Below are 19,687 nucleotides of genomic sequence, written 5' to 3' on the forward strand. Positions count from 1 at the left end.
AAATTCCCATCCGGTTTTGTTCAACCGCCGATGAGGGTGTAGCGAAGTGCCAGCGTCATTAGCCCAAAGTATATCAGCAATCCGACAACGTCGTTGAATGTGGCAATGAGCGGGCCGGTTGCATTTGCCGGATCGACATCTATTTTTTTGAATCCGAACGGCACCATTGCCCCAAAAATGGAGGCGTTGAGAATGACAATCAACAGTGTGCCGGACAGGATGATCGCGAACGATAAATCCTTAAACCAGAAAATAACGATAGAAAATATCATCGCGGCGATAATCAAACCGTTGACCAGCGATGCCCGCAGTTCCCGGGTCAGCCTGCGGCGAATATCCCGCGGATTAATTTCGCCGGTGGAAAGCCCGCGAACCACAATAATGCTGGATTGCTGTCCGGTGCTGCCGCCCATTGCCATTACCAACGGCACAAAAAAAGCCGCTGCCAAAATTTGGTCGATGGTCATTTGATGAAGTTGCATCACCCATGCGGATACAATTTCGCCAAAAAAAGCGATCAGCAGCCAGGGAATACGCGCTTTCACAATCGGCCAAACGCTTTCTTCCAGGATTTCTTCTTCGCCGATACCGGCGATCCGGGTGATGTCTTCTTCCGCTTCTTCCTGAATAACGTCCACCACGTCGTCGATGGTGATGCGCCCGATAAGCTGGTGTTTGGTATTGACAACCGGTGCGGATACCAGGTCGTATTTTTCAAAAATGCGCGCCACTTCTTCCTGATCCATATCGCTGCGGATGGCGAACACATCTTCATCCATAATGTGGCGGATGAGGTTATACGGTTTGGCAAGAATCAGCTCTTTCAGCGAAACCGAGCCAACCAGTTTGCCAAAATCGTCGATGGCGTAACATTGGTAAATTTCTTCCACTTCTTCGCGTTTGCTGCGCAACTCGTTGATGGCTTCTTCCACGGTGTTATCGGCATTGACGGCCACAAATTCTTTGGCCATAATCCCGCCGGCGGAGTCCTCCGGGTAGTGCATCAATTCCTGAATATCTTCGGAATATTCGTCTTCCACCTGCGACAGCACTTCGGTGGCGCGTTCGTTGGAGAGTACCGAAACCACGTCCGCCGCATCGTCCGAATCCATCTCGTTCACCAGTTCGGCAATGCGCGAACTGTCCAGCACTTCCAGCACATCTTCGCGGATGGATTCGTCAAGTTCCGTGAGCACTTCGCTGGCTGTTTCCTGATCCAGCAACGCCAGAATCGGTCCGCGATATTCATTCTCCAACCGCTCGAGCATCTCGGCGATGTCCGCAGAGTGCAGGTCCGCCAAAATATTCAGCACCAATTCGGTCTGTTTGTTTTCGAGCAAATATTTGATGTTGTCGAGAATTTCTTCGTTGTTGATGTCCAGCGTAGAGGGTGTCATCCAGATTGCTCCTCTTTTAGGTGGCGGTAAATTGCCTCGGTTAGATCGATCCACTGCGGAATGGTGAGTTGTTCCGGACGCAGGGTTAAGTTGGCATCTAATTTATGCAAAAGCGTTGAAGGGAACAAGATTGATAATGATTTACGGAGCATTTTGCGGCGCTGCTGAAAGCAGTTGCGGATCACTTTCCGGAACAGGTCGAAGTCGGAAAACTGGTCGCGAACCCCTTTTTTGAAGCGGAGCCGGACAACCACGGAATCCACTTTCGGGCGCGGCGAAAACACGCTGGCGGGAACGGTGAACAGCCGCTCGACATCCGCAAATAACTGCGAATTGATCGCCAGCAATCCGTACGCTTTGCTGTTTGGCTGGGCAACCAGCCGGTCGCCGACCTCTTTTTGCATCATCAACACCGCGTGAAAAATGTGATCGGCCGCGTCGAACAGGTGAAATAAAATCGGCGTGGTGATGTTGTAGGGAATATTTCCCGCCAAAACCGTCGATTTTTGGGGATTTGCCGCGCGGGTTAAATCGACATTCAGCACATCTTCCTGCAATAAATTGAACTGCGGTTCACCGGCAAATCGCACCGTAAGCAAATCCGCCAATTGCGGATCCACCTCGATGCCCAGATACGGATCGCCGGATGCCAGCAGCATTCCGGTGAGCGCGCCCTGCCCGGGACCGATCTCGATCACCAATCGCGGTGCGGGTGCATCCAGCGCAGCCGCAACAATTTTTCGCGAGATGTTCGCATCGTTCAAAAAATTTTGCCCCCATCGGCGTTTCGGGCGAATGCCGCTCATTTTAACTCCGTATAATTTGGTAAATCGTTTAAAAACTGCAGGTTGCCGTCCTCGAAAAGCTGGCAGCAAAAGTGATCCATTCCATTGCTCACCAGCAAGTACGGCGCGTGCAGCACGCTGTTGTAAGTGGCGATCTGCACAAACGTTTCCTCATTGATGGGCACATCCGGCGCTTTGCATTCGGCGATCAATTTCGGCTGCATTTCCCGGTCAAAAGCGACCACATCGCAGCGGCGGCTGGCGGTGTACACCTTCAGCGTGGCTTCAATTTGCATCAATCCGCGCGGGAAACCGCGTTCGCGAATCAAAAATTGCACCAGATGCTGGCGCACCCATTCTTCCGGTGTCAGCGCCACATATTTTTTGCGTAACTCGTCAAAAATCTGTGGTTTATCGCTGATGGTTTGCACCCGGAAATCGTACTGCGGGAAGTTGAGTATCGGCATTTCCACGATGGGAACGTATCTCCACACTTGTAATTTTACATTTTCTCGATTAATTTACGCAATTATTCGCAAAACCGGGTTGCGATTCATTACGCAATCGAGCATGGATAAATAATAAATTCTGTAACTTGGCACAACTTTAATTATCAATCAATTATAATCGATTGAATTGAATTTGAAAAACGTTACAAAACGGAGATGAGATAGATGAGTAAATCGCGTACAATTACCCTGAAACGGGTGGTCGTTACCGGAATGGGTGCGCTCACGCCGATTGGCAACGATTTGCAAACATTCTGGAAAAATCTGACGGCCGGTGTCAGCGGCGCGGCGCCGATCACGCATTTCGATGCCAGCCAGTTCCGCACCCAGTTTGCCTGCGAACTGAAAAATTTTGATCCGCTGGATCATCTGGATCGCAAAGAAGCCAAACGGATGGACCCGTACACCCAATATGCCATGGTTTGCGCGGCCGAAGCCATTCGCGATGCCGGAATGGATCTGGAAAAACTGGATAAAGATCGCATTGGCGTCATTTGGGCATCGGGTATCGGCGGACTGAACACCTTTCAGGAAGAGATCAGCAAATACGCCACCGGCGACGGGCGACCGCGTTTCAACCCGTTTTTTATCCCGAAAAAAATTGCCAACATCGCTTCCGGCATGATTTCCATGGAATACAAATTTCGCGGTATAAATCTGGCGACGGTAACAGCCTGCGCCTCGTCCACCAATGCGTTGATCGATGCGTTCAACTACATCCGGCTGGGCAAGGCGAATATCATCGTTTCCGGCGGATCGGAAGCGGCGGTAACTGCGGCGGGTATCGGCGGTTTCAACGCGATGAAAGCGCTCTCCGAACGGAACGATTCACCGGAAACGGCATCGCGCCCGTTTGACGTGGATCGCGACGGATTTGTGCTCGGCGAAGGTGCCGGATGCCTGATTCTGGAAGATCTGGATCATGCCAAAGCACGCGGTGCCAAGATTTACGCGGAAGTAATCGGCGGCGGTATCAGCGCGGATGCGTATCACCTGACCGGGACACACCCGGAAGGCGAAGGCGCGGTTTTGGCGATGACCGCAGCGCTGGACGATGCGCAAATTACGCCGGCGGATGTCGATCACATCAACATGCATGCAACTTCCACGCCGCTCGGCGATGTGAGCGAAGCGAAAGCGATTCACCGGTTGTTCAAACATTCGCTGGATAAAGTTAACCTCAGTGCCACCAAATCGATGACCGGACACCTGCTCGGCGCAGCGGGTGCAGCGGAAAGCATCGCAGCAGTGCTGTCCATTGTGGACGGCGTTATTCCGCCGACAATTAACACCAAAAATATCGATCCGGAAATGCCGGAGGGATTGAATTACACCCTCGGCAAAGCCGTAAAACGCCCGGTGAATATTGCGATGAGCAACACCTTTGGTTTTGGCGGACACAATGCCATTACTGTTTTCCAGAAATTTGAGGACTGATTTTTTGCACAAAAAAAACCGGGCGAGAGTTTTCGCCCGGTTTTTTTAAACGATCTTCTTCTGTTACAAATTTCCTTCCAAAATTCCAGCATCCGGTTATACCTGTGAATCAGCGCCGCATTATCAGCAAAGCCGTGTTTGCGCATGGGATAGAACATCATATCAAACATGATGTTGTGCTGGATCAACTCCTCGATAAACGCCCAACTGTTTTGCGGATGCACGTTATCGTCATACGTGCCGTGCACCAGCAGCAGCCGGCCGTGCAGATTTTTGGCGGTTTTCACAAACGAGGTTTTTTCGTAGCCTTCCGGGTTGTCCTGCGGGCGTTTCATGGCAAATTCGCCCCATTTGGTGTCGTAATAATGCCAGTCGGTTACCGGTGCGCCGGAGATACCCGCCTTAAATTCCTGCGTATTCGTGAGCAAGTTCAGCGTAAAACTGCCGCCGCCGCTCCAGCCCCAAACGCCCACACGATCCGCATCGATATACGGCTGATTTTTCAGCCAGCGGATGCCATCGACGATATCCGCCACTTCTCGGGGACCGGACATCAGCAAGTTGAGGCGATTTTCCAGTTTTTTGCTGATCGCTGTGGCGGCGGGGTGGTCAAATCGCACCACGAGATATCCGGCATCTAACAGCATGTTATCAAAGAAGATAGAGCTGCCACGCCACTGGTTGAACACCGTCGGCGCAGAAGGTCCGGCATACACATAATAAATCAGCGGATATTTTTTGGACGGATCAAAATCCTTTGGTTTCAAAATTTCCGCGGGCATCGGGAAGCCGTCGGTAGTCGGAATCGTGAACAATTCCGGATATTGCAGATCAAATTTACTCAACAGTTCCGGTCGCGGTTTGGCAATGGTGTGCAGCAATTTGCCGTTTTTGTCGTGCAGCGTGAGTTCGGGCATGGTGCGGATATCTGAAAAATTATCGAAATAATATTCGCCGTTCGGCGAGAAGAAAATCTGGTGCACGCCATCGCGTTTGGTGAGTCGCTGCATGTTTTTGCCGTTCATTTTCACGCGGTACAAATGCCGCTCCACCGAAGATTTTTCCAGCGCCGTAAAATACACCCAACCGTTTTTTTCATCGATCGATGAAACGGATTGGCGAAACCAGAAAACGCCGCCGGATGAGCGCAGCGCCCATTCGCCTTTGGTGACCGCCGTGGCATTTTTGCCGTCCATCCCGATGCGATACAAATGCGCGTATCCGCTGCGTTCGGACTGCCACAGAAAATGTTGGTTGTCTTTCAGAAAATACAAATCGTCGTTGATGTTCACCCACGCCGTGTCGGTTTCGCTCATCACAAACGATGCTTTGGCGTCGCTGCGATCCACAAAATAAAGCTCCAGTTCGGTCTGGGCGCGATTCATCGTTTGCACGCTCACCCGTTTGCCGTCCGGCAGCCATTTTACCCGGCAAATGTATTCGTAGCCGTGATTGTCGATTTCCATCCACACGGGTTCAGGATTATCAATTTCGACCAGGCCAACATGCACCAGCGGATTCGGCGTGCCGACTTTGGGGTAGCGCTGGGTGATCACGCGCGGCACCTGCGGTTTGAAATCAACGTAATGCATCAAATCCACCATCGATTCATCCGTTTGCAAAAACGCCAGCGCCCGCGAATCCGGCGACCACCAGTAGCCGAGATCCTGCCGCCCGAAAATTTCTTCCCAATACACCCAGCTTACCGTGCCGTTGAGAATCGTTTCCGAGCCGGTTTTGGTGAGGCGAATTTCCTTTCCGTGAGCGATGTCGAACACATACAAATCGTTATTTCGAACGAACGCCAGCTTTTGTCCGTCCGGCGAAAAACGCACCGATTTTTCTGCTGCGTCGGTTTTTGTGAGTTGCCGGAACGCCGATTTGGCGATGTCCAGCACAAAAATATCGTTGTTGAACAGATATGACGCGTAGCTGCCCTGTTCGTTGAATTCCAGCGGCCACGCCAATCGACTGGTAGAATCCGCTTCGCCAACCAGCGATTGCAAACTGGCGATGGCTGCTGCGCGATCGATCATCGGCGTGCGTTTGCCGGATTTCGGATCCAATCGTTCAAAATTGCGTTCGGCTTTCGGCACCCGCAGATCGAACAGCACAGCGCTGTTATCGGATAGCCAGGTGAATTTCGGCACATCGTCCACGGCTTTGCCCGCTGCGCTGTAAATCCACTCAGCCGTCATTTTTTCCGGCTGCTGCGCGGCAGCGGAAACGAGCAAAATAATGGACAGCGCAGCAAGCAGGTTGCGCCAAATTGTGGCAAATCGGGGAAATCGCATGACAGAACCTCATCGTTTGGTTGAACAGCGGCTGATCGCGAAATCGCGATATTCAAACCGGAAATTGCTGGTATTTATTTGACAGGATTACAGGATAAACAAGATCGCGGATCAACACAATTGAATGTTTAAAGATTGTTTTTTATAAAGTTATCTGGTCAATCCTGTTTATCCTGTCAACAATAATTCCTGACAAGTTTAATCATTTTCAACCAATTAACAAACGGGCGATGACACTCTGCCGGCGAAAAATCGGGTGCACCCGTTCGAACCCGTTGGATCGAACGAATTTGCAGGTTCTGACCAATGGGCAGGAGCGATTCCGGCACGACAGCAGTTTATTTTTGACAAAAATTAACTGCAAAGGCGCGAATGGTAAATGGTAAAAAGAAATACTTTCAAAATACTTTTTGCGCTTTGCGGCAAAAAATAAAAAAAGACATGGGAGGAAAAAATTGAGCGTTCGATTGGAAAAAACAATCATTGCCGGATGGCTGATTTGCCAACTTTTGACGGTTGCGGCAATCGCGCAAAACCGCACGCCGGGCGGGAATATCAAAGGAACAGTGACGGATCGCGAAACGCATGCGGCGCTGGTTGGCGCAAATGTGCTGCTCACCGGAACGGGGAACGGCGCATCCACAGACGCGGACGGCAATTTCGTGATTCTGGATGTGCCCGCCGGAAATTATACGCTGCAATTCAGCTATCTCGGGTACGAGCCGTTTGCCCAAACGGATGTGATCGTCAAGCCCGGACGAAGTACTTTTGTGGATGCATCGCTGAAAATATCCGCGGTTTCGGCGGCGGAAGTGACCGTTTCCGGCGGCTATTTTTCACAAAATGACAACCAGCCGGTGAGCAGCACCGGCTTTTCCGCAGAGGAAATTCGTCGCGCGCCCGGTTCCGCCGGCGATGTCAGCCGTATTTTGATGAGCCTGCCCGCCGTCGCGAAAGTCAACGACCAGTCCAACAGCCTCATCGTTCGCGGCGGCAGCCCCACGGAAAACGCCTTTTTTGTGGATAACATCGAGATTCCCAACATCAACCATTTTCCCACTCAGGGATCGTCCGGCGGTCCGATCGGGCTGCTGAATGTCGATTTCATCGAATCCGTGAATTTTGCTGCGGGCGGTTTTTCCGCAGCGCACGGCAACCGGCTTTCGTCGGTGATGGAAATCGAGTTCCGCGAGGGCAATCGCGACGGGCTGGAAGCGCAGCTCGACCTGAATTTTGCGGGATTCGGCGGCATCGCCGAGGGTCCGCTGCCGGGCAATCGCGGTTCGTGGCTGCTTTCCGTGCGGCGCAGCTTTCTCGATCTGCTGGTCGATGCGCTGGATGCGGGAACGGATATCGCGCCGCGCTACGGCGATGTGCAGGGCAAGCTGGTGTTCGACATCAACCCCTCGCACCAATTGCAACTGCTGAGCATCACCGGCGATGATCACTCCGAATCTGATCTGGAAACCGCACGCGACAATGACATGCTGGCTTTCGGCACGCAGGATTATCTCGAACACACCGGCGGCATTAACTGGCGAGCGATCTGGGGCGGGCACGGCTACTCGAACACATCGCTGGCGTTCACCGCCAATCGCTGGGAAGAGGATTATCGCGAAACGGTCAGCGATGCGCAAATTGTCCAAAATCGGTCGCAAGAAAATGTTGCCAAATTCAGGAATATCAATTATTTGCGATTGTCCCCAAAACATGCGCTGGAATTTGGAATCGATGCAAAATATTTTTTCAACGATTACCGGAATGTGTATGGCGAATACACCGATGTGCTCGGAAATCCCGTGCCGGGCGCCACGCTGGACAGCGATTTCTCCGCGCAAAGCGTTGGCGGATTTCTGAACTACGTCGCCAAACCTGCAGCAAAATTGACCGCGACTTTGGGCGTGCGAACGGATTATTTTTCGGTGGGAGAGCAGGTGCAACTTTCGCCGCGACTGGCGCTGGATTATCAACTCAGCGAACGGACGTCGTTCAGCTTTGCGACGGGCGTTTATCGCCAGCAGTTACCGCTGTTGATGCTCGCCCAAAATCCGCAACTGCACGATCTCGATTCGCCGGAAGCAACTCATTTTGTGTTTGGCACGAAATATCTGCTCACGGAAAATACCCGGCTGTCGCTGGAATTTTACCAGAAAAATTACCGCCATTTTCCGGTCGATCCCACCCAACCCGGACTGTTTTTGGTGGATGAATTGTATTACGGCTACGGATTTTTTCTGAATCACAGCACGGTTGCGGGCAATGCAAAAGCGCTGTCGCGCGGGGTGGAATTGCTGATCCAGAAAAAACTGGTCGAGAAAGTTTACGGGCTGGCCAGCGCGTCGTATTTTACCTCGCGATACCAAAATCCCGGTGAGAATTGGCGCAACCGCGTGTTCGATAATCGCTTCACTTTCAGCGTGGAGGGCGGATTCAAGCCAAACAATCGCTGGGAATTCAGCCTGCGCTGGATTTATGCGGGCGGTGCGCCGTACACGCCGTTTGATCTGACGACGTCACGGGCGCAGCGTCGCGGTGTGCTGGATGCCAATCGCATCAATACCGCGCGATACCCGGATTATCATTCGCTGAATGTGCGCTTCGACCGGCGGTTTCTGCTGCAGCATACGAACATCATTTTTTACCTGAGCGTGTGGAACGCTTACAATCGCAAAAATGTGGCGCAATATTTCTGGAATGCTACGGAAAATGCACCGGACGCCATTTCCCAGTGGACGCTGTTGCCCATTTTCGGGCTGGAAGTTGAGTTCTGAGTTTATCGAAAAATATTGTAGGGACGAACGGCCGTTCGCCCCTACTCCAGTCAACTTTCGCTGTGGATTTGCCCCAAAAAGCCATAAATTGTTTCGCTGTTAAACTGAAATTGGTGGGCAAATTCCGGCGAAACGAATGGCATTACAATTCACAGACATCCTTTTGTTGCTCGGCGCGGTGCAGGGCTTTTTCCTCACGGCGCTGCTCTTCCAGAAAAGCCGTCGGCTTTTTGCCGACCGTTTTCTGGTGGTGATGATGCTTTTGTATTCTGTCATATTGGTAAACTTGCTGTTTTCCGAGATCGGAATTTATCAGTCCACGCCGCATTTGATGTTGCTCACCACCAGCTTTCCTTTCCTGATTGGTCCGTTGCACTTTCTTTACGCCAAATACCTCATCGGTGGAAATATCAAAATAGAGAAAACGGACTGGCTGCATTTCCTGCCGTTTGTTTTGTTTTTGCTCTATTCCGTCGCCGGATTTTTGCGTTCCGGTGCGGAAATTATGGCAGCACAGCCGGATTTTGAGCGACTGATTATCCCGGCGGAATACCTGATTGTCAACTGGCTGCTGAGCATTCAGGGGCTAATTTACATGCTCCTCACGGTGCTGCTGCTGCGCCGCTATTCGAAATCGCTGGAATCGTTTTTCTCGTCGATTGAGAAAATCCGGCTCGACTGGCTGCGCATTTTAACGATGATTGTGCTGGCGTGCTGGCTGATATTTTTTGCCGAAAACACCCTGCTTTCCGCGGGCATCAACCTGTCGGGTTTTGATCTTTCATCGGTGCTGCTGGCTGTGGCGGTGTACACGGTGGGCTATTTTGGGTTGCTGAAAACCGACCCGTTTTTGCAACCACAATTTGTGGATGCGATGCACCGGCTGCCGGAAATACAGCCGGAAATGCCCGCTGAAAATGATGGTTCGTCCCGGAAATACCAGAAATCCGGGCTGAGTGAGGATCGCGCAAAACGTATTCTGGCGGATTTGTTGGCGCTGATGGAAGCCGGAAAGGCATACACCCGCAGCGACCTCACACTGGCGGATATCGCCGAACAACTGTCGGTCACGCCGCACAATTTGTCAGAGGTGATCAACACACAGCTCAACCAGAATTTTTTTGATTTTATCAATCACTACCGCGTGGAAGCTGTAAAAAAAGACCTCTCAGATCGGCAAAAACAACACCTTACGATTCTGGCAATTGCGCTGGATGCGGGATTCAATTCCAAAACCGCGTTCAACACCATTTTCAAAAAGCACACCGGAACCACACCCTCGGCGTTTCGCAATCATCCAAATTAATCAATATTTTTGAAGAAAAAATCCCGCGTAACAAAATGATAACCGCCGGGTTGCCGGACGTAAGCCGTTTGCCCATCCGGTTTGATCAGCACGTTCAGCACGACTTTTGTGATGATGTGGTCGGGTATGCTTTGCGGAATATTCATTGCAAAATACAGCGCCGCAAGCTAACTTCTCCCCGCCAATGTTGGCAAATTCCCGAGATGAAATGAGTAAAATACATGATACAATTGCTACTTTTTCTTTTTTACAACTTGTTGTTTTTTCCGGTTTTATTTATCGTTTACCACAGTTATGCGCTGTTCCGCCCAAAATACCGCAAAGGCATTCTCGGGCGATACGGCGTTATCAAAGCGGCGGAAAAATTCCGCAATCACCTCGATAACGCTTCCCGCGATTTATACCTCATCCACTGCGCCTCGATGGGCGAATTTGAACACCTGAAACCGTTTGTCCGGCGGCTGAAAGAACGGTTGCCCAAAAGCCGCACGGTGGTTATGTTTTTCTCGCCGTCCGGTTACGAAAATGTGAAAAGCGCACCCGGTGTCGATCTCATTATTTATTCACCATTCGACTGGTGGTTTCCGGTGTATCGATTTTTGCGAATTTTGCGCCCAAAAGCGTTGCTCATCGCGAAATATGATGTGTGGCCCAACCTGATGTGGTTTTCAGTTTGGCGAAAAATTCCCCGTTTTTTGGTGAATGCGACGCTCTACGATCGCTCCAGCCGTCTGAAGTGGCCGCTGCGCTGGTTGCTTCGTCCGGTGTACGGGTTGTTCGACGGTATTTTTGCGATTTCCGAAAAAGACCGGCAAAATTTTGATCAGCTGTCTGGCAAAAAAACAACGCTGGTGGTCGGCGATACCAAATATGATCAGGTGGTGTTTCGCAGTGAGGAGTCGCGAAAAAAAAACGTGCTTCCGCCGGAAATTCACGACAACCGAATGGTGTTTGTGGCTGGCAGCACCTGGCCGGAGGACGAGGAACACCTGATTCCGGCAATACGCCATTATTTGGAAATATCGCCGGAAACGCTGGTGATTATCTGCCCGCATGAACCGACCGCTGCACATCTGGCACAGCTCGAAAATGGTTTGGGCGGATTAGCATTTACCCGGCTGTCGCAGATTGAAAATAGCAGCGCACAGCTGCAAGTTTTGCTGATTGACCGGATCGGCGTATTGGCAAATTTGTATTCGCTGGCAGATGTCGCGTATGTTGGCGGCAGCTTTAAACAGAATATTCACAATGTGTTGGAGCCTGCTGTTTACGGCATTCCGGTGCTGTTCGGACCGGTGAACCAGAACTCGCACGAAGCCCAATTGCTCAAAAATTGCGGCGGCGCGATCGAAATTTCCGGTACGGCGGATTTGCAATCGCAAATCGAAAAGCTGTTTTCGGACGCAGATTTCCGGCAACAAACCGGTGCGGCAGCCCAAAAATTGGTCGCGGAAAATCGCGGAGCGACGGATCAGATGCTCGATGCGGTAATGAAAAAACTGTCCGGTGAATGAGTAAAAGAAAATGCGTTGCAATTTAGCCGGGATGGTGTAAATTATTCGATTCAATTTAAAAAGGAGACAACAATGAATTTGCAAGACAAATATCGCAGTGTGCTGGAATTGGGATTGCGTTTTGGCGTGAAAGACGGTTATGTAAAGGAAGAAGGCGGCAAGCTGAAAATGGGTGGTGTCGCCAAAAATCAGATGGAAAAAGATTTGCTGTGGGATCAAATTAAAGCCGTTGGCGGCGAAGTTCCAGTAGATCTGGAAGCCGACATCAAAGTTGAAAACACCGATTATTACGGCGTTTACACCGTTCAGCAAGGGGATACGCTCGGGAAAATCTCCAAATTATTTCTCGGAAAATCCGGACGTTACATGGAGATTTTCAACATGAATACGGATCAGCTGAGCAACCCGGATTTGATCAAAATCGGGCAGCAGTTGAAAATTCCCAACAAATAAAACTGACACAAATTTCAATAAAAAAAGGGCAGTGTTCGCTGCCCTTTTTAGTTGTAATCAAATTTTACGAACCCGTCTATTTTTTGAAAAACCGCACATTCGCGATACCGAAAAAATAGCTCTCGGAAACATTGTCGATGGCTGCGGTGCCGGTTCGGCTGCCGCCGAAAAGCTCATCCGCAAATAAATCGCTGTGGCGATAATCCAACCGGCTGAATCCGGCGGACAGATCCACTTCCCAAAATTTCCCGTGAAACCCGGTGCCGGCAGCAAACATTACCCGTGCGTTGGTGCGTTCCAAAAAGCTGGTGCGATACTGAATGCCCACCCGGAACGGCACCTGATTGAAGAAAATATGTTCGATGCCTGTGGCAATTTTCAGCACGTCGTCCAAGCCGTTGGCGATGTCGCTGTTGTCATACAGCAACTGCTGATCGGTTTGGCTCCACCATTCGTAACTCACATCCACATTCAGCCGCGCCTGCACAATTTGCTGCGCGCGATACTCGAAACCGAGCGTTGCCTGCATGGGATATTCGATGGTTTCGCTGCCCGGCAGCGCGTCCACAATATTGCCGGTAACCACCGGAAAACTGACGCCATATTCCGCGGAATAGGGCAATTGCAAATGTCCGCCAAGCTGCGTATGCGGATTAATTTGATACGTCGCTCCAACCGATGCGACCAGCGGTGAATTGCTCAACTCCCGGTTGCTCATTACTGCCTGATTGTTCGTATCGTCGTCGATAAATGTGACGGAGCGTTCCTGCATAATATCGCCGCGAATCATGCCGAGTTGGAAACCGACATTCAACGGTTGGAATACATTAAACGCCGCGCCAAAGCTGTAGCGCATCAGCCGTCCGTCAAACTTGATGCGATTGATCGCCATTGGATCGTCCGGAAAAATGTTTTCGCGGACTTCCTCTTCGTAATCGTAATTGAGATCGGTTTCCTCGAACACACCGATGGCAACGGATTTCAGAAACGGAACCGACGCCAGATTCGGATTGTATTGCACGCTGCCCTGAAGGTTGGCAAACCAGTTGTCGTTCACCGCATAAATGCCGAACGAATTGATATCGTTGAACCGGTCAAAAACCGGGAATGCGCGGCGTTCTTCCAAACTGCGGGCGCGCAAGTTGGCGTTCGCATGAATGCCCGGTTCGTTTGCCGCCATCGCAGCGGGATTGAGCAGCAGCGCACCCGCACTACTATTGGACACCGATCCGGCACCGGCAAGCCCGAGCGTGCGTGCGTCCGGGAATCGCCAGCTTTCCCCAACGGGAAACGCGAGATAACTTTGGGCAGACAAAACCCCGCCAAATAAAATCGTAAAAAGAAAAATGCAAAAAAAACGCTTCATAAAATGACCTTTTTTGTCAATTGTCAATTGTCAATCGTCCATTGAGTTTTTGTTTTTTGATACTGTCCCGATAGAATTGATGTATGCGCTGAGTCGCGGCAACAGCTCATCAATCAACGATTTCAATTGGGTCGTTTCATCATGTTTTAATAAATTTCGTTTGTACGCTCTTCTTAACCAATGTTTGGTTTCATAAAGAGAACCTCTGGCTATTTTCGCATACCGTTTGTTATCCGCGAAACTACCTTTTCCTGTTCCTTCGGCAATGTTTGCCCCGATGCTATCCGCACATCGGACCAATTGCTTGCCGATTGTATCTCGTTCAAAATAGTTCCAGCGGATAACAATCTCCCATAACAAATCTGCCAGTTTTTCCGAAGTTGATACACCTGTAAATTTTCAAAGACAACCTTACCCATTAGTCGTGCCTCAAAAAAGCAATCTACAATTAACAATGGACAATAACCCATCAACAATGATCAACTCAAAAATGGAAATTAAACTCCATATAATAATACTCCTGCGACGGTTGGATAAGGCTGGCGCCATAATAGCGTCCGTCGATGTAGCTGCTGTTTCCCGGCTCAATGGGCTCGTTGTTGGCATCGCGGGCTTGCGAAAAAGTGATGGCTTTTTGGTAATCGCGGGTGTATTTGATACGCATGCTCATGCGATTGCTGATCCGTGAATACACTGAAAACCACAACCGCGTAGCACCGCGCTCGCTGTTGGTCACGATAAATTCCGTGTCCTCAAAATTCCACAGAAATCCTTTATAAAAACCCAGAAAACCGCGGAATTTAAGCCATTCATTAAAGTTATGGGTGTAGGTTGCGCCGATGGCAGTTCCCGGCAAAGCTGCCGTTCCGCCCAAATTGGTATCATCGTAATTTTGTCCCGGATCTGTCGGATCTGTCGGGAAAGACAGCCGCGGCCGCGGGCGGAAATTCACCCGGGAATCTGCATACAGCAAGCTCAAATCGTTGAATCGCGATAGCCGCAGTCGCAACTGACCGCGGAATTCGGCATTTTCGTAATATTCCAGCGTTTTGTCGTTCAACGCCTCGCGACCCTGATATTTTTGCCGCAGCGAAATTGTGATCGGGAAAACCGGGCGGAATTGCAGCGTTCCGCTCAAGCGATATTGCGGCACGTCGTCCGCGTTGCGCAGCCAATTGTCGTATTCCATCGAAAGGGTGAACTGGCGGTTGATCTGGTATCGTGTATTAAAATAAAATCCGCGCTCCGCCTGCGGCTGGGGATTATTGGAATACAATTGATAATAAAATGAACTTTGCAGGTAGAAATAATCTTCGTAAATGGTGCGTTTGTACCGGCGATAGTTGGAAAACGAGCGCTGATACGGGTTGTCAAACCCGGTTTGATAATTGCGATACAACGCCATAAAATTAAAGCTGTTGTATTGAAAATACGCGCTGCCCACAAACGCCCACGGATTGCGACCCTCGCGAAACAGTCCCATCCCTGCGCTTTTATCGAGCTCGGCATATTCCGCCTGAAAACTGGCGTTTTTGTAAACGCTCTGGAAATCTACCCCGTAAATGCGGCGGAACGATTTGGCATCACTCCAAAATGCGTTTTCGCCATCGGAAACGCTGCCGCCGTACGATGCGTAAATTTCGTTATCCGGCAACGTTATCAGCCCAAGATTGTCCGCACCGACGATTTCGGTAATTTCCGGACGCAGCGGGCGATCGTAAGCGCTTTCGTAATAAGTGAAACCGATTTGCGTCGCCGGAAGCACGTCGTATGCGGCGTGGAATCCGAGCAGCAACTCTTTCACGGAATCGCGCCAGCCGAGACTGTCGAGCTGTCGCGCTGGATCTCCGGGCGCATATTCAAAACGCTGGTCGAGCACGATCAACTGGTTTACCGGATTCACCAATTCGCCATTATACAGCACTGCCTGACGATTGAGAATCGCATCGCGTTTGTCAAATCCGCCGAACAAATAGAGGTGCGCGTTGCCAAATTGTAGTTGCGTTGCTGCGCCGGTGAGGGTGTATTGGCGAGTGCGGGAGTTATCGCCGGAAAGTCCGATGTAGCTTTTGCGGAACCCGAAACCGGATTTTCGCGGCTGGAAAAAATCGCTGTTTTCCATGATGACGCCCTGCCCGAACGCCAGCGAATAATTCCCGACGTAAAATTTGCGCATCTGCACCGGACCCAGATTCCGGTTCTCTAAACCAATGTAAAATTTAGGTTTGGGAATTTGGGTAAACCCGAGGTCGGATTGAAAAACCGGTTCGCCGAGGGCGTGCCAGTGCGAAATACCCATTTTTACATCCGGCCCCCAACTGGCGATCAGCCGGGAATAAACATCCGGATATTGATTGCTGATAATGCTGCCTGAAACCGCGTCCGTCAGTCCGGCACCCTGCGTGCTGGTGTTGATTTCCGCTTCTTCGGTCATAAACGGCGCGTTGGTCATCCGCACCATCCAGTTGCCGTGAAACGCTTTTTCGCTAGCGGTGCTGCCAAACGAAACAAAATTGCTGGCGTTGCGATAACCGTAATACGAAAGATACGGCGCACTGCGCAGATCGCGCTGGCTGTTGATCCGCCCGATCGTATTACGATAATTGACAATCGCTGCGGCATCCACCGGCGAAACGCTTTGCAAATTGAGCAGCTCGTCGTAGCGCATTTCGTTGATGTTGGATGGCTCCAAAGCGCGTTCAATCCAGCTATCCACCAACGCCTGATTAGCGCCCTCGTCGCCGCCCCACTGATCCAGCCGGAAATACAGTTCGTTCAGCCGCTCTTCCCGTTCAGATGCCGCCCGAAACGGCTCAATTCGCACCAGCGATTTTAATTTGAGCAATGTTTCCTGATCAACGCCCTGCACATCGCGCAGTTCAAAAATATTGGCGAACGGCCCCTGATAAGTGATGCGCTCGTAAATGCGCTCCGCTAAATCGCGCGATAGCGGTAGTTGCAAAATTTCTTCAAATGATGCGTTGTTCAGATCCAGCGGCTGATCCGGCGAAATGTCCTGTGCCGCCAGCACCGCCGACAGCAGTAAAATTGTGATAAGTGATCGAATCAAGTTATTGCTTCTGGTTTCTGGTTGTTGATCCCGGATGTGGAAAATTTTTCCTTCACCCTTTATCATTTTCCGTTATTAATCCAGCCATTCCACTTCAACTTTGGAAACGCCGGCATCCACGCGAATGTCGAGTTGCGGACGATTGCTGTTCCACAAAGCGTTTGTGTAATAATCCCCGTTTTTACGCATGTCATGAACTGAAACACTGGTTAAAAATGAATCTTCCATGCGAATGCGAACGCCAATATTTTGTGGCAAATATATGGTTAATTTTCCCATTCCTATTTCCAGATTGGCGCTCATATTGCCCGTCATTTTGCCATCGAAATAGAAAGTGTACTCGCCCAAACCGCCCTCAAAATCGAGCCGTTCGATATTGGCATTGCCGATCCGGCGCAGCGTCATTTCCCCAACGCCGCTTTCGATATCCATATCATCCATCCGGATGGGATTCGGTTTGCTGAAATCAATACGCAAATCGCTGACTGCCGAAGCGATTTCCAGTTCGGAAATCTGAAATCCGCCTAAATCCCAATCTGCTTTGGCAATTTCCAGCTTGAAATCGAGCGAGAGCGGCACGCGATCGGTAAATGCCAAACGGCACACCCAATCTTTAAATTCATCAAAATCAATATCTTTGTTGTTGCCGTTGTGGTTGACAGACTCGCCAAAGTGAAGCCTCAGCTTGCCTTCATCGCCTTCTGTTCGATATTCGATGCGCGGCGGTTCTTCCAAAAATGAAAATTCACCGGCGAAGGCATCGTTTCCGCCCGCTTTTTCGATAATCACATTGGCGACGCTAACGTTCACTTTTGCAGAAACCGATGTGGCATTTTCCAGCGGAAATGATTGTTCCGATTTGCGGATTTCTTTGTTTTTATCCGCTTCTGCGGCTATCAGCGCAGCAGATATGAGCAAAAAAACAGCAAAAAAAAGTATGTTTTTCATGGCGGGTCGTTTCGTTTTAGGTTAAAAAATGTCCCGGATATTTTTGTTGAGCATTTCCCGCGCGCGGAAAATCCGTGCTTTTACAGTGCCCAGCGGCAACTGCAGCAATTCGGATATTTCTTCGTACGATTTTTCTTCTTTGTGGCGCAGCACGATCACCTGTCGGTAGCGCGGCGGCAGCGCCTGAATGGCATCGTCGATCATTTTGCTGCGTTCGCGATCGATAATCTGGCGTTCCGGTGTGGGATCGTGATCGGGCAGTTCGAACTGAACTTGCTCATCTTTGTATTTCACGGGTTCGTCGATGGAGTAGGTGCGCAGTTTTTTCTTCCGCAGAAAATCGATGCAATTATTGGAGGCAATTTTCATCAACCAGGTAGAGAAAGCAAATTCTTCGTTAAACGACTGTAGCGCACTAAACGCTTTGATAAACGCTTCCTGGCACAAATCTTCGGCTTCCTGCGGATTGCGAACCATGCGTAACATCACATGATACACGAGGTTACGGTATTTATTCAGCAGTTGCTCGAAGGCTTTTTGGTCGCCATTTCGAGCCTTTTGAATTAGCTGCTGGTCTTCTAATTTTCGTTCGTCAACGCTCATCTAAAAGATACTTTTGCGGTTAATTTCACGCTTAGTGAAAGGCGGCGGCGCACTCCCCAATTATGAGTTAGAAATATATGGAATCTCATTTCCATTTGCAAATATAATGAAAGTCGGAATGTTACACGAACAGGTTGGTCTGGCAAATTTGCGAAAAATAAAAAATGCCGGCAATGCCCAAAAAATTTGGGAACTGCCAGCATTCATTTAAACTTGCTGCGATATGTAGAATATTTTATCGCTTCATGTTTTGCATTTGGTCAAACATCTGCTGTTTTTTTAACCCTTCCGGATTTTTGAAATCATTTGCGCTGAGGCTGATTTTGGTTACTTCCAAAACTTCAGTTGTTGATGCGAGTTTGCCGTTCACATAATCGTTATTTTTAACCGGAACACCGGAGTAGCCGCGTTTGGCTTCGGCTTCTTTGCTGCCAAAGTTCATGAGCGGTGACATTTGGTTGCCCATTTGCTGCGATAATTTGTCAAAAAATTTGCCCATTTTTTTGAATACGGCGAAATCAGATTCGCTCAATCCAAAATTTGACATGTCCGTTGTCCAAACTTCTTCGGATGTTTGTCCGTTTTCTTTGCCGATGTATTTTGTGGTTTTCCAACTGTTTACGGTTTCGCTGCCGGATTTTTCATAAGTCACATTCGGTTCGTCCATCGCGTTCATATTCATGCCGCCGCCACCCATATTAGGCATCATCTTCTTCATCATTTCCTGCTGTTCTTTCGGTAAATCTTTCATTTTTTCCTGTGCTTGGCGCATGGCTTCGGCAATTTCCGGGGAGTTCATCATGTCTTTCATTTGATTTTGGGCCTGTTCCATTGTCGCACCCATTTTTTCCAAATCTTTTTCGGTAATTTCCATAATGGTGCCTTCTGATATATTGGCGAGCACCATCTTGTTTTCGGAGCTGCGGAAGAGGACGATCATATGTCCGTCTTTACCTTTCGATTCCATGCTCAAATTGTCGTTGTCAAATTTTATTGTACTGGTTTCTTTCGGGTTCCCCTTTGCATCTGTTGTTTTGGAAACCACTTTAACACCTTTTGCAAAGCCGGAAAAACTGATCAACATTGCAACTAAAATAGATTTAACAAACCATCTGCTTTTCATACGTGTGCCTCTATGTTTGTTGAACATAAGTTAAAACAATCACTTATGGATTATTCGTATTTCAAAGGTTTAATCTAATTTTATATAAGGAAGGATTGCAAGGAAAAATAT

Annotated in this window: 15 protein-coding genes and 1 pseudogene; 5 read left to right on the plus strand and 11 right to left on the minus strand. The window is 49.7% G+C overall.

Annotation, left to right across the window (positions count from 1 at the left end; genetic code table 11):
* Positions 1-20: 20 nt before the first annotated feature.
* The 3 genes from mgtE to H6629_10055 are packed head-to-tail and all read right to left on the minus strand — an operon-like array spanning position 21 to position 2,649.
* Complete coding sequence (mgtE, locus tag H6629_10045) at positions 21-1,397, minus strand: magnesium transporter (GenBank protein ID MCB9068136.1); 1,377 nt, start codon at positions 1,395-1,397, stop codon at positions 21-23.
* A complete protein-coding gene (gene rsmA / locus H6629_10050; GenBank protein MCB9068137.1) occupies positions 1,394-2,203 on the minus strand; it encodes a ribosomal RNA small subunit methyltransferase A in 810 nt (269 codons plus the stop codon). The genes mgtE and rsmA overlap by 4 nt, the downstream gene beginning before the upstream one ends.
* The gene (locus H6629_10055) at positions 2,200-2,649 is read right to left on the minus strand and encodes a type I restriction enzyme HsdR N-terminal domain-containing protein (protein MCB9068138.1); all 450 of its coding nucleotides are present in this window, start codon (positions 2,647-2,649) and stop codon (positions 2,200-2,202) included. The genes rsmA and H6629_10055 overlap by 4 nt, the downstream gene beginning before the upstream one ends.
* Before the next feature lie 225 nt (positions 2,650-2,874).
* On the opposite strand from H6629_10055, the gene fabF reads away from it, so the two are divergent.
* Positions 2,875-4,128 (plus strand): beta-ketoacyl-ACP synthase II, encoded by a 1,254-nt coding sequence (fabF, locus tag H6629_10060; protein MCB9068139.1) that lies wholly within the window; start codon positions 2,875-2,877, stop codon positions 4,126-4,128.
* Here fabF and H6629_10065 read toward each other — a convergent pair.
* Complete coding sequence (locus H6629_10065) at positions 4,020-6,422, minus strand: S9 family peptidase (protein MCB9068140.1); 2,403 nt, start codon at positions 6,420-6,422, stop codon at positions 4,020-4,022. The genes fabF and H6629_10065 overlap by 109 nt on opposite strands.
* A gap of 455 nt (positions 6,423-6,877) precedes the next feature.
* On the opposite strand from H6629_10065, the gene H6629_10070 reads away from it, so the two are divergent.
* Together H6629_10070 and H6629_10075 are read left to right on the plus strand one after the other, a co-directional pair.
* Entirely contained in the window at positions 6,878-9,193 is a 2,316-nt protein-coding gene (locus H6629_10070; GenBank protein ID MCB9068141.1) for a TonB-dependent receptor, read from the plus strand.
* 136 nt (positions 9,194-9,329) lie between these two features.
* The gene (locus H6629_10075; GenBank protein MCB9068142.1) at positions 9,330-10,499 is read left to right on the plus strand and encodes a helix-turn-helix transcriptional regulator; all 1,170 of its coding nucleotides are present in this window, start codon (positions 9,330-9,332) and stop codon (positions 10,497-10,499) included.
* Here the strand turns inward: H6629_10075 and H6629_10080 are convergent.
* On the minus strand, positions 10,496-10,645 hold the full coding sequence (locus tag H6629_10080) for a hypothetical protein (GenBank protein ID MCB9068143.1): 150 nt from the start codon (positions 10,643-10,645) through the stop codon (positions 10,496-10,498). The two genes, H6629_10075 and H6629_10080, sit on opposite strands and share 4 nt — an antisense overlap.
* Before the next feature lie 75 nt (positions 10,646-10,720).
* Here H6629_10080 and H6629_10085 point away from each other — a divergent pair, with 75 nt between their 5' ends.
* Both H6629_10085 and H6629_10090 read left to right on the plus strand, forming a co-directional pair.
* The gene (locus H6629_10085; protein ID MCB9068144.1) at positions 10,721-12,013 is read left to right on the plus strand and encodes a hypothetical protein; all 1,293 of its coding nucleotides are present in this window, start codon (positions 10,721-10,723) and stop codon (positions 12,011-12,013) included.
* Positions 12,014-12,085: 72 nt separating this feature from the next.
* Complete coding sequence (locus tag H6629_10090; protein MCB9068145.1) at positions 12,086-12,466, plus strand: LysM peptidoglycan-binding domain-containing protein; 381 nt, start codon at positions 12,086-12,088, stop codon at positions 12,464-12,466.
* A 76-nt stretch (positions 12,467-12,542) separates the two neighbouring features.
* Here the strand turns inward: H6629_10090 and H6629_10095 are convergent, their stop codons facing one another.
* The 6 genes and pseudogenes from H6629_10095 to H6629_10120 form a co-directional block, all read right to left on the minus strand.
* The gene (locus tag H6629_10095) at positions 12,543-13,832 is read right to left on the minus strand and encodes a hypothetical protein (protein ID MCB9068146.1); all 1,290 of its coding nucleotides are present in this window, start codon (positions 13,830-13,832) and stop codon (positions 12,543-12,545) included.
* A gap of 30 nt (positions 13,833-13,862) precedes the next feature.
* A pseudogene (locus H6629_10100) lies at positions 13,863-14,251 on the minus strand (four helix bundle protein).
* Positions 14,252-14,316: 65 nt separating this feature from the next.
* Positions 14,317-16,902, minus strand: coding sequence for a helix-hairpin-helix domain-containing protein (locus tag H6629_10105; GenBank protein MCB9068147.1), 2,586 nt, complete (start codon positions 16,900-16,902; stop codon positions 14,317-14,319).
* Positions 16,903-16,977: 75 nt separating this feature from the next.
* On the minus strand, positions 16,978-17,850 hold the full coding sequence (locus H6629_10110) for a hypothetical protein (GenBank protein ID MCB9068148.1): 873 nt from the start codon (positions 17,848-17,850) through the stop codon (positions 16,978-16,980).
* Positions 17,851-17,871: 21 nt separating this feature from the next.
* Complete coding sequence (locus H6629_10115; GenBank protein ID MCB9068149.1) at positions 17,872-18,453, minus strand: sigma-70 family RNA polymerase sigma factor; 582 nt, start codon at positions 18,451-18,453, stop codon at positions 17,872-17,874.
* Between the two features lie 235 nt (positions 18,454-18,688).
* Positions 18,689-19,576: a hypothetical protein gene (locus H6629_10120; GenBank protein MCB9068150.1), complete on the minus strand. Its 888-nt coding sequence runs from the start codon at positions 19,574-19,576 to the stop codon at positions 18,689-18,691.
* Between the last annotated feature and the right edge of the window lie 111 nt (positions 19,577-19,687).

Source organism: Calditrichia bacterium (genome assembly GCA_020634975.1).
Lineage (GTDB): Bacteria > Calditrichota > Calditrichia > RBG-13-44-9 > J075 > JACKAQ01.